This window comes from Massilia glaciei (genome assembly GCF_003011895.2).
GTDB lineage: Bacteria > Pseudomonadota > Gammaproteobacteria > Burkholderiales > Burkholderiaceae_D > Telluria_A > Telluria_A glaciei.
The window spans coordinates 1-10,799 of the sequence record NZ_PXWF02000082.1; the positions used below are offsets into that span (position 1 = coordinate 1).

8 protein-coding genes and 1 pseudogene are annotated in these 10,799 nt (G+C 62.5%); 3 read left to right on the plus strand and 6 right to left on the minus strand.

The annotated features are described in order from the left end of the window. Positions 1-433 precede the first annotated feature (433 nt). Positions 434-1,048: a hypothetical protein gene (locus C7C56_RS06170; protein WP_146204308.1), complete on the plus strand. Its 615-nt coding sequence runs from the start codon at positions 434-436 to the stop codon at positions 1,046-1,048. 14 nt (positions 1,049-1,062) lie between these two features. On the opposite strand, the gene C7C56_RS06175 is transcribed toward C7C56_RS06170, so the two are convergent. Genes C7C56_RS06175 through C7C56_RS06200 form a run of 6 tightly spaced genes read right to left on the minus strand, consistent with a single transcriptional unit; the run spans position 1,063 to position 7,877 of the window. Continuing rightward, complete coding sequence (locus tag C7C56_RS06175; protein WP_106756590.1) at positions 1,063-2,421, minus strand: FGGY-family carbohydrate kinase; 1,359 nt, start codon at positions 2,419-2,421, stop codon at positions 1,063-1,065. Then, entirely contained in the window at positions 2,418-3,434 is a 1,017-nt protein-coding gene (locus C7C56_RS06180) for an ABC transporter permease (RefSeq protein ID WP_229458219.1), read from the minus strand. The genes C7C56_RS06175 and C7C56_RS06180 overlap by 4 nt, the downstream gene beginning before the upstream one ends. Beyond that, positions 3,431-4,429: an ABC transporter permease gene (locus C7C56_RS06185; protein ID WP_106756591.1), complete on the minus strand. Its 999-nt coding sequence runs from the start codon at positions 4,427-4,429 to the stop codon at positions 3,431-3,433. The genes C7C56_RS06180 and C7C56_RS06185 overlap by 4 nt, the downstream gene beginning before the upstream one ends. Then, entirely contained in the window at positions 4,426-5,976 is a 1,551-nt protein-coding gene (locus tag C7C56_RS06190) for a sugar ABC transporter ATP-binding protein (protein WP_229458221.1), read from the minus strand. The genes C7C56_RS06185 and C7C56_RS06190 overlap by 4 nt, the downstream gene beginning before the upstream one ends. Before the next feature lie 9 nt (positions 5,977-5,985). Further along, complete coding sequence (gene rhaS, locus C7C56_RS06195) at positions 5,986-7,014, minus strand: rhamnose ABC transporter substrate-binding protein (protein ID WP_219933113.1); 1,029 nt, start codon at positions 7,012-7,014, stop codon at positions 5,986-5,988. Beyond that, on the minus strand, positions 7,011-7,877 hold the full coding sequence (locus tag C7C56_RS06200) for a DeoR/GlpR family DNA-binding transcription regulator (RefSeq protein WP_106756593.1): 867 nt from the start codon (positions 7,875-7,877) through the stop codon (positions 7,011-7,013). Before C7C56_RS06200 ends, rhaS begins: the two co-directional genes overlap by 4 nt. 341 nt (positions 7,878-8,218) lie before the next feature. Between C7C56_RS06200 and C7C56_RS06205 the strand changes: the two genes are divergently transcribed. Next, positions 8,219-10,327 carry a bifunctional rhamnulose-1-phosphate aldolase/short-chain dehydrogenase gene (locus C7C56_RS06205; protein WP_106756594.1) on the plus strand — a complete coding sequence of 703 codons (2,109 nt, stop codon included), beginning with the start codon at positions 8,219-8,221 and terminating at the stop codon, positions 10,325-10,327. A 70-nt stretch (positions 10,328-10,397) separates the two neighbouring features. Beyond that, a pseudogene (locus C7C56_RS06210) lies at positions 10,398-10,799 on the plus strand (sugar isomerase); the annotation flags it as partial.

Below are 10,799 nucleotides of genomic sequence, written 5' to 3' on the forward strand. Positions count from 1 at the left end.
GCGCTTAAGTCCGGTGGATTGGGACTGAATCCGGTCTAGTACATGTTGCACGGTCCATTCGAGAGTTAAGTAGGCCCCCGAAGAGGCGCAGTTTTTTCCGACAAATTGCCTGTGCGACAAAAAAATGATAAATTTTTCTTTTAATATCAATCGAGAAGCCCACTTTAGCACACCCAAACGAGAAAATGCCATCGCACCTTGGAGAGTGCGAAGACGGATAGCAAGCCAGACGTGCTCGAGCGAAATTGCGATTTTTGAAAAATCAGAGCATTCGAACCGAAGAATGTTACGTTGATTAATCCGCCGTTTCGTTCTGTTTTACAATGACCCTCTTCTTCCAAATTGCAGTGGCACTCTACGCGCGTCAAAGCCCTACCTGAAAATTACGTTTGTGCGCAAGCTTGTGGCTTTTCACTCTTTTACGAGGTTTCAAATGAATGTCAGGGCGTATCTACTCTCGATGCTGTTGCTTGTCTCGCCGACCGCGTTGGCGGAGATTGAACATCGTGGCTTCAAGATCGATGACAGCCTGCTCGACAGTGAGCAAAAAAGCCGGTTCGCGGGCCCGGTGGCGGCCTCACTGATCGAGCAATTGGCAATTGTCGAAGCGGCGCGCCTGCCGCCCGAGGTGTTTGATTTTTTCAAAAAAACGAAGATTTACGTCGATCCCGGCGTACGGGGAAATGCGGGGATATTCGCCATTCGCGGCGGGGAAGGGGCGGTCCGTCTGCCGCTGATTGTGTTCTCAGCCAACAAACCGGTTCTGCTGCATGAGCTGTTGCACGCGTATCACTTCTACGTGCTTACTCTGAAAAATCCGGATATCGCAAATGCCTTCGAGCGGGCCGGTGTCGATGGCAGGTATCCCAACGCATTCCACCGCGCGCATTTTTTGCAAAACGAAAAAGAGTACTTTGCGGTGACCGCCTCCATCTACCTGTTTGGCAGAATCCAGCAGCCGCCGTTTAATTGCACGGTCTTGGCGAAATCCGATCCGGCGTATTTGGCGTTTCTCGAGAAAACCTTCGGCCGGCACGAATGCAATTGAAGCTTTGCGCGCTACTAGGCTAGCAAAGCGCGCCAGCGCTCATGGTATTGCGACAATCCCGGCAAACACAAGGGATCGGCGGGGACTGTCGACGGTGCGGTGGATTCGTCGCCCCGGTGCAGCATCCATCCGCCGCACGTCGTGCCGCTGGCATCATCGGATACAAACACTTGTTGCCCTGGTCGCATTGCAGCCAGCAGCGGCGCAAAGTGCGGATTGCCGGTGAAACTGCCTTCCACCGCGATCGTCCCCGTGGCGCTGAGCGCGTCGAGGCAGTAATCGCTCATGAGGACGCAATATAGGGTCGCAAGCGCATACCATTCCCGATCCGACGCCGGCGCAGTTCCCATCATCGCGCCGGTGCGCCCGGAAAACGGGCCCCCGGATTCGGAAAAGCAAGGCAGGGCAAAGCTGCCCTTGTCGATCAGCTTCTGCAAATCCGCGGTCGTGCACACTTGTGGTTCGGTACCAGCGAGCGCGGCGAACTCGCGCCCGCCCATAAAACGCATGCACGCCACCGGCTGGCCGAGTGCATTGGTGTTGGCCAGCATGTCGGACTGCTCGTCGAGCTTGTCGAGCCCTGTGCCGAACGAGGCGGCGATGAGCCACGTGCCGCTCGACAAGACCGTGCCCACGTTGCCGCCCAGGTAGCGCAGCAGCGAGGCGTTGCTGTCGTGAATGCCGCACAGCACCTTGCAGTCGGGCGGCAAGCCGGTCAGTTCCGCCAACGCGGGTAGCAAGGGCCCCAACACGGTGCTGGCGGCCATCACAGGCGGGAATAGGTCGGTCCATCCCATTCGGGCGACCAAGGACGAATAGTCCTGTTCCTTGGGTTGCCACAAGTCGGTATGGCAACCGAGCGAGGTCACCTCGCTCGCGGCCACGCCCGAGAGCCGCCACGCCCAATACTGCGGATACATCAGGATGTGGCGCGCCCGCGCGAAGTCGTCTGGAAACTCGGCGGCCAGCCAGAACAATTGGCGTCCTAGGTTGAGCCCGGCCGGTAGGGCCGGCGAGAAGGTCTGCGAAAACGGCGGTCGCACGTCGCCGTATTTTTCATCGCTTGACTCTGGCAATTTACTCTCATAATCGAGCACCGGCATTACCAGCCCGTGCCCGTCGACCAGCGCCGCCGTAGCGCCATGCGTGACGGGAACGATCGCGCCAACCTTTGCGATGCGCGCAAACGTCTTGAAGGTGCCCAGCATCCAGTTCCAGATGCGTTCGGTGTCGTGATGCGGATACGCGCCGTCGTTCAAAATCGTATTCGGGCACCGCTGCTCGGCCAGGGTGGCGCCGCCAAAGTCGATCAGGACCAGCTTGACGTTGGTCTTCCCAATGTCGAGCACCAGCGTGGCATCGCAATCGCTCATTTGGCGGTCTTGCGACCGCGCAGCAGGCGGGGCAGGGCGATGGTGACCAGCAGCAGCACGCCGACGACGATCGTCATGATGATGCCGGGAATATTGGCCAGCGACAGGCCGTAGGTGACGATGCCCAGCGTCAGCACCGCCAGCAGGACCCCGCCGATGGTGCCGGCGCCGCCCTCGATGCGCACGCCGCCCAGGATCACCATAGTGATGATCTCCAGTTCCCAGCCCATGGCGATGTTCGGCCGCGTGCTGCCGATGCGCCCGGTCAGCAGCCAGGCGGCGAGGCCCGCCATGGCGCCGGTGAGCATGAACAACATCAGGCGGTAGCGGTCGACCGAGATGCCGGAAAAGCGTGCCGCGACCGGATTGTTGCCAATGGCGAAAATACGGCGGCCCCAGCTCGTCGTGTGCAACAGCAGCGCGAACAGCGCGGCAAACACGAGCAGCACCACGAAGGCGCGCGGGATCAGGTCGAAGAAGTAGCCCTGGCCCCATTCGCTCATCAGTTCGGGGTAGCCGGTGTAGGCCTGGTCGCCTAGCGCCACGCTGGAAAGGCCGCGGAACAGCGAGAGCGTGCCGATCGTCACGACGATCGATGGCAGCGCGAAGCGGGTCACGAGCACGCCATTGAGGCTGCCGCAAAGGGTGCCGGTGAGCAGCGCCACCACGATCAAGGCTTCGGGCGGCATGCCATGCGCGTGCGCCATGCCCATCGCCACCGACGCCAGCGCCAGCGTGCCGGCGACCGAAATATCGATTTCGCGGCAGATGATCAGCAAGGCCATCGGCAGCGCGATGAGCGCCTTCTCGCTGAAGCTGAAGGTGGAATCGGCGAGGTTGCGCAGGTCCAAAAAGTTTGGCAACAGCGCGCTGTTGGTGACGAACGCGATAACGAACAGCATCGCCAGCAAGGTTTCCCAGCGGCCCAGCAGGGCCTTGATCTGGAAAGCCTGCCGGTCGAGGATGGTATAACGCGACGTGCTCGCGGCGGGCTGGGCGGTGAGGGTGTTCACGCGGCTTTCCTGTTGTCAGTTTGGTTGAGTATCTGCAGCGGCAGGATCTGGCGGCTGCCCTTCTTGTCGCCGCGGGCGTTGATCAGCACGGCGGTGAGGATCACGATGCCCGTCAGGGCGCTCTGCCAGAACGGTGACACTTTAACGATCGGCAAGGCATTGTTGATGACCGCCAGGAACAGCGCGCCGAGCACTGCGCCGGCGACCGTGCCGACCCCGCCGGCGATACTGATGCCGCCAATCACGCAGGCGGCGATCACGGTGAACTCGAAGCCGTACGCGATTTCGGTGTAGGCAACGGCGTAGCGCGCCACCCACAAGTAGCCGCACAGGCCGGCCATGGCGCCCGACAAGCCGTAGGTCCACAACAAGCGTTTGGCCGACGGGATGCCGATGGTGCGCGCCGAGCGCGGTTCGTTGCCGATCGCATACAGGTCGCGGCCGAAGCGGCTGTGGCGGGCGATGCACCAGGTCAGCAAGATCATCGCCGCCGCGATCCACACGAGGTGGGTCACGCCAAACAGCCTGGCCAGCGGAAAGGCGACGAAATCGGGCGGCATCTGGTGCGACGACACCCACGCGCCGCCCGAGAGCACGAACACGAGGCCGCGGTAGACGCTCATGGTGCCCAGCGTGACGACGATGGGCGGCAACTCGAGCACGCCGATCAGCCAGCCGTTAATCAGTCCGAGCAGCAGGCCGATCGCGACCGCCGTGGCAATCACGAGCAACAACGGCAGTTGCGGATACTTCGATGCGAGCAGGGCCGCCATCATGCCCGACAGCGCCAGGTTCGAGGCGACCGATAGATCGATGCCGCGCGTGATGATGACGAACATCTGCGTCAGCGCGAGCATGACGAGCAGCGTGGAATCGGTGAGCAGGTTGCCCATGCTGGCCGTGGTCAGGAACACCGGCGCGCGCAGGCCCACCAGCAAGATCAGCACGACGATCACGCCGGCCAGCAATACTTCGCGTTGTTTGAGCAGATTCATGCGCACACCTCGGTTGTCAGTTCGCATTCCGCCTCAAAGCTGTGTTCGCTGCCCGAGGCGGCCGCCACCACGCCTTCCGGGGTCGCCTCTGCACGTGCAAAAATTTTCTTGATATGGCCTTGGTGCATCACGACGACGCGGTCGGCCATGCCCAGCACTTCGGGCAACTCGGACGAGACGAGGATCACCGACAAACCCCGCCCGACCAGCTCGCTGATGAAGCGGTGCACGGCGGCCTTGGAGCCGATGTCGATGCCCTTGGTCGGCTCGTCGAGGATGATGACTTTCGGATTGGTCGCGAGCCACTTGCCCAGCACCACTTTCTGTTGGTTGCCGCCCGACAGTTCGGATACATGCTGGGTCAGGTGGTTGGCCTTGAGTTCGAGTTGCTCGCTGAAATGGCGGGCGATCGCCGTCTCCTGGCCGCGCCGTCCGCGCAAAAAGAAGCCGATTTTTGACAGGATCGGCAGGGTGATGTTGTGCGCGATGGGCAGCGACAAGTGCGCGCCCTGGTGCTGGCGGTCTTCGGGCACGTAGGCGATGCCGTGCCGGATGGCGTCGGCCGGGCAGGTGATCGACACTTGCTTGCCCTCGACCGTGATCTGGCCGCGTACCCCGGTCGAGAGGCCGAATATGGCCTGCATCACTTCCGAACGCCCGGCGCCGACAAGGCCGTAAAAGCCGAGGATTTCACCCTTGCGCAACGCAAAGCTGACCTGGTCGAACTCGGTCGGGTGGCACAGCGCCTTGACCTCGAGCACCGTTTCGCCGAGCTCGACGGCGAGCTTGGGGAAGGTTTGGTGGATCTCGCGGCCCACCATCAGCGAGACCAGTTCCGGTTCGGTGATGTCGGCGAGGGCGCCGGCGGCCACAAAATGGCCGTCGCGCAGCACCACATAGTGGTCGGCCACTTCGAAGATTTCGTCAAATTTGTGCGAGATGAACACCACCGCCGTGCCGGCCGCCTTGAGCTGGCCGATGATGCGGTACAACTCGTGGATCTCGCGCTGCGACAGCGAGGCGGTCGGCTCGTCCATGATGACCACCCGCGCGTCTTGCGACAGCGCGCGCGCGATCTCCACAAAATGGCGCTGGGCCACGCTCAGGTCCTTGACCCGCGCGCGCACCGGCAGCGTCACTTCGAGCCGGGCGAACAGTTTCTCGGCCTCGGCCTCGATGCGCGTCCAGTCTATGCGCGGCGGAAAGCCGCAGGTCGGCTGGCGGCCCACGTAGATGTTTTCGGCGACGGTCAGTTCGTCGAACATCACCGTCTCCTGGTGCACCGCGGTGATGCCGGCCTGCATGGCCTGCTGCGCGCTACTGAACACCACTTCTTTCCCATCGAGCAAAATGGCGCCCGTGTCGGGCCGGTAGATGCCCGTCAAAGTCTTGACCAGGGTCGATTTGCCGGCGCCGTTCTCGCCGATGAGCGCCATCACTTCGCCGGCGCGCACGGTCAGCCCGACGTCGTTGAGCGCGATCACGCCGGCGAAACGCTTGCAGATGCCGGACAGCTGCAACACAGGGGGCGGGGTCGTCGGATTCACCGTCATGGCCTAGAAAATTTTGGAGAACTTGTCGACGTTCTCCTTGTTGTAGGTGAACGGTGGCGCCAGCGCGGCCTCGCCGTTGGCGTCGATCTTGATGGTGCCCATGCGTCCGAGCGGCAGCTCGCCGCCGGCCTTGGCGTTCGGATTGGCCTGGATGAACTGGTGGGCGGCGTAGGTGGCGGCGTAGCCGAGGTCGATCGGATTCCAGATCGCAAACTCATTGACCGCGCCCGATTTGACGTGCCCGGCCATTTCGGACGGCAGTCCAAGCCCCGTCACATAGACCTTGCCGACCATGTTCTCGTCGACCACGGCCTTGGCGGCGGCGTTGATCCCGACGGTGCTTGGCGAAATGATCACTTTGAGTTTCGGATTGCTGCGCAGCAGGCCGACGGCTTCGCGGTAGCTCTTGTCGGACTGGTCGTCGCCGTAGACGGTCGCGACCAGCTTGAGCTTGGAGAATTCTGGTTTTTCGAGCACCTTTTTCATCACGCCGATCCAGATGTTCTGGTTGGTCGCCTGGGCCGAGGCGGACAGGATCGCAATCTCGCCCTCGCCGCCGCTGACGTTGGCCGCCATCTCGATCTGTTTCTGGCCGATCAGCTCGGCGTTCGACGGGTTCAGCTGCATCAGCCGGCCTTCCTTGGCCAGGCCGCTGTCGAAAGACAACACCTTGATGCCGCGCTGCATGGCTTTCTTGGCGATCGGCACGATGGCGTTCGGGTCGTTGGCCGAAATCACGATCGCATCGACCTTTTGACTGATCAGGGAATTGATTATTTCGATCTGCCCCTCAGCGCTCGGGGTGGTCGGGCCGGTGTAGATGATCTCGACCCCGCCGAGCTCTTTCGCCGCCTCCTTGGCACCCTCGTGCGCGGCGTCGAAAAACCCATTGCCGAGGTTTTTGACGACCATCGCGATGCGGATTTTTTGCTGCGCCGCCGGATTTGCGTCGGTCTTTTTATCGCTGCAGCCGGCCAGGCCCAAGGCCAACGTGGCAGTGACCGCGGCGCCGATCAGTTTATTGAGCTTCAATGGGATGTCTCCGAGAGGAAGAGGGCGGTCGAACTCTGGTCGAACGCCTGGTTGAAAGAGTTGGCGCCGCTTTGCTTGAGCAGCACATCGGGCGCGACGGTGATCACTTTGACGCCCGATTGCTCAAGAAGCTGCACCGCCGACTCGGAGGCGTAGGTGTCGGTGATGACGGTCGAGACGCGGTTCAGCCCGCACAAGATCAGGCCGGCCTTTTTGGCGAACTTGGAGCTGTCGGCCAGCACGATCAATTCCTCGGCCTGGCCGATCAGGCGTTTTTCGGCCTGGATCAGGAGCGGGTCGGCCTCCATCAGGCCCAGCAGCGACAAGCCGTACACGCTCATGAACATCTTGGCGGCGTAATGGTGCTGGGTGATGTCGTTCTCGAACGGGCTGAGGATGACGTTCTGCTCGCGGTACACGGTGCCGCCAGGGAGAATGATCTCGTTCTCGCTCGACACCAGCAGGCGCTCGGCCATGAGGAAGGAGTTGGTCAGGATCTTGAGGTGCTTGTCGACCAAAAACTCGGCCATCATGAAGGTGGTCGTGCCGCCGTTGATGATGATCGTTTCGCCGTCGACGCACAGGCTGCTGGCGTAGCGGGCGATGGCCCGTTTGCGCTCGGCGAAGCTCTGGATGTTGTTCTGGAAGGTCTCGCTCGAGAGGGCGAAGCAGCGCTTTTTTTGTTCGAGGTTGGCGGCGCCGCCGCGGGTGCGGGTGAGCAGATTGCGCGCTGCGAGCCAGCTGATGTCGCGCCGTACCGTGGCGGGGGAAGCGCTGAGCCATTCGACCAATTGCGGGACGGTCGCCGATTCGTGCTCGGCGAGCAGCTTCAGCAAACGTTTACGGCGTTTGTGATTAACCATTTTCTGTCTCCTGTGGTGCCGTCTGTGCGGCTTTCACCGGTAGTCGCTCCGTCATGGAACGCTCCGGTGATAAACAGACTAATCACTTAGATGACGACAGTCAATCACCAAGCAATCAATAAGGTGATTGTTTCAAAAACGCGCGAATGGAAAACCACGCGGGCAATCAAGGAAATGATTATTAGCGTCTTAATCATCATCTTGATTGCCGGCCGATTGACACGCCATGCCCTCTGATTTCTACTGGTTGCACTCGACCGGCTTTGACCTCGGTGTTGTTTACCCACCCGACTCGCCAGCGGCAAAAACGAATTCACTTATATAAAAATCATGGAGACTGTATGACCGCGACTAATCAAACCGGCAGCAAACAATCAATTACCTCGCTGTGGGACGACGGCCTCGCCGCGACCATGGGCGAGCCGCAGTTGCTGCTGTACCGTTCGAACCTGCTCGGTTCGGACCTGCGCATCACCAATTTTGGCGGAGGCAACACCTCGGCCAAGATCGCGATGACCGATCCGCTCAGCGGCGAGCAGGTCGAAGTACTTTGGGTCAAGGGCTCCGGCGGCGACCTCGGCAGCATCAAACTGGACGGGTTCTCGACCCTGTACATGGACAAGCTCAATGCGCTCAAGGCACGCTACCGCGGCCTCGAACTCGAAGACGAGATGGTCGCCTACCTGCCGCACTGCACCTTCGACCTGAACCCGCGCGCGGCCAGCATCGACACCCCGCTGCACGCCTACATCGTGCGCCGCCACGTCGACCACATGCATCCCGATTCGGTGATCGCGATCGCCGCCTGCAAAAACAGCGAGGCGTTGACCGCCAGCATCTTCGAGGGCGAGCTGGGCTGGCTGCCATGGCAGCGCCCCGGCTACGACCTCGGCCTCAAGCTCGAGGCGCTGTCGCAGGCGCAGCCCGAGCTCAAGGGCATCATCCTCGAGGGTCACGGCCTGTTCACCTGGGGCGACACCGCCAAGTCGTGCTACGAGACCACGCTGGCGATCATCCAGCGCGCCGAAAGCTGGCTCGCGGCCAACAGCAAGCAGCCGTCCTTCGGCGGCGCCGCCGTGGCGGCCCTGCCGGCGGACGAGCGCGCCGCGTTCGCGACCCGCCTGATGCCGCTGTTGCGCGGCAAGATCAGCAAGGACGAGTACAAACTGGGCCACTTCGACGACAGCGACGCCGTGCTCGAATTCGTCTGCAGCCAGGACCTCGGCCCGCTGGCCGCGCTCGGCACGTCCTGCCCGGACCACTTCCTGCGCACCAAGATCCGCCCCTTCCTGATCGATTTCGATCCGGCCAAGCCCGATTTCGACGGCCTCGTGGCCGGCCTCGACGACGCGCTGGCGGCCTACCGCGCCGACTACAGCGCCTACCACGCGCGCTGCAAGCGCGACAACAGCCCGGCCGTGCGCGACGCCAACCCGATCATCTACCTGATCCCCGGCGTGGGCATGCTCTCGTTCGCCAAGGACAAGGCCACCGCGCGCATCGCCGGCGAGTTCTATGTCAACGCGATTAATGTGATGCGCGGCGCGAACGGGGTCGACACCTACGTCGGCCTACCCGAGCAAGAGGCTTTCGACATCGAATACTGGCTGCTCGAGGAAGCCAAGCTGCAGCGCATGCCAAAGCCCAAAAGCCTGGCCGGGCGCATCGCGTTGGTGACCGGCGGCGCCGGCGGCATCGGCCAGGCCGTGGCGCGCCAGATGCTGCAGGAGGGCGCTTGCGTCATGCTCACCGATATCAACCCCGAGGCGCTGGCCGAGGCCCATGCGAATCTGGTCAAGGTGGCAGGCAAGGACAACGTGGCCACGGTCCAGGCCAACATCACGAACGAGGCAGATGTCGACGGCATTCTGGCGGCCACCGCGCTGCGCTTTGGCGGCGTCGACCTGCTGGTGTCGAATGCCGGCATCGCCTCCTCGGCGCCGATCGAGGAGACCACGCTCGAGATCTGGGAGCGCAACCAGGCGATCCTGTCGACCGGCTACTTCCTGATCAGCCGGGCCTCGTTCCGCATCATGAAGCAGCAGGAGCTCGGTGGCAGCATGGTGTTCGTGGCCAGCAAAAACGGTCTGGTGGCGTCCGCCGGCGCCTCGGCCTACTGCACCGCCAAGGCGGCCGAAATCCATCTGGCGCGCTGCATCGCGCTCGAAGGCGCGCCGCTGGGCATCCGCGTCAACGTCGTCAACCCCGACGCCGTCATCCGCGGTTCGAGCATCTGGAACGGCAAATGGAAGGAGGAGCGCGCCGCCTCCAACAAGATCGACGCCGACGACGTCGAGGATTTCTACCGCAAGCGCAGCTTGCTCAAGCTGAGCGTGCTGCCGGAGGATATCGCCGAAGCCGTGTATTTCCTGTCGAGCAGCAAGGCCGGCAAGAGCACGGGCAACATCCTCAACGTCGACGCGGGCAACGCCGCCGCATTCACGCGCTAAGGACGGCGCGGGCAGCCGGCGCAAGACCGGCTTGCCACCGGCTTGCCACCACTAGAATCAGGAGATACTCATGAGTACAGCAATCACGCCGCTGATCGACAGCGGGCAGGTGGAACAACACAACGCTGGCGTGCGCGGCAACATCGCCGCCGATTACGAGGCGCTGGGCGGCATGCTGGCGCGCCGCGGGCAGGACATCGAAAAGCTGACGGCGCTGGCGCAGACCTTCGCCGTCGCGCTCCCGAGCTGGGGCGTGGGCACCGGCGGCACGCGCTTCGCGCGCTTTCCGGGCTTGGGCGAACCGCGCAACGTGTTCGAAAAACTCCAAGACTGCGCCGTGATCGAGCAGCTCACGCGCGCCACCCCGACCGTGTCGCTGCACTTCCCGTGGGATAGGCCGGACGACGTCAAGGAGTTGCGCGAGTTCGCTGCCGGCCTCGGCCTCGGTTTCGACACCGTCAACTCGAACACC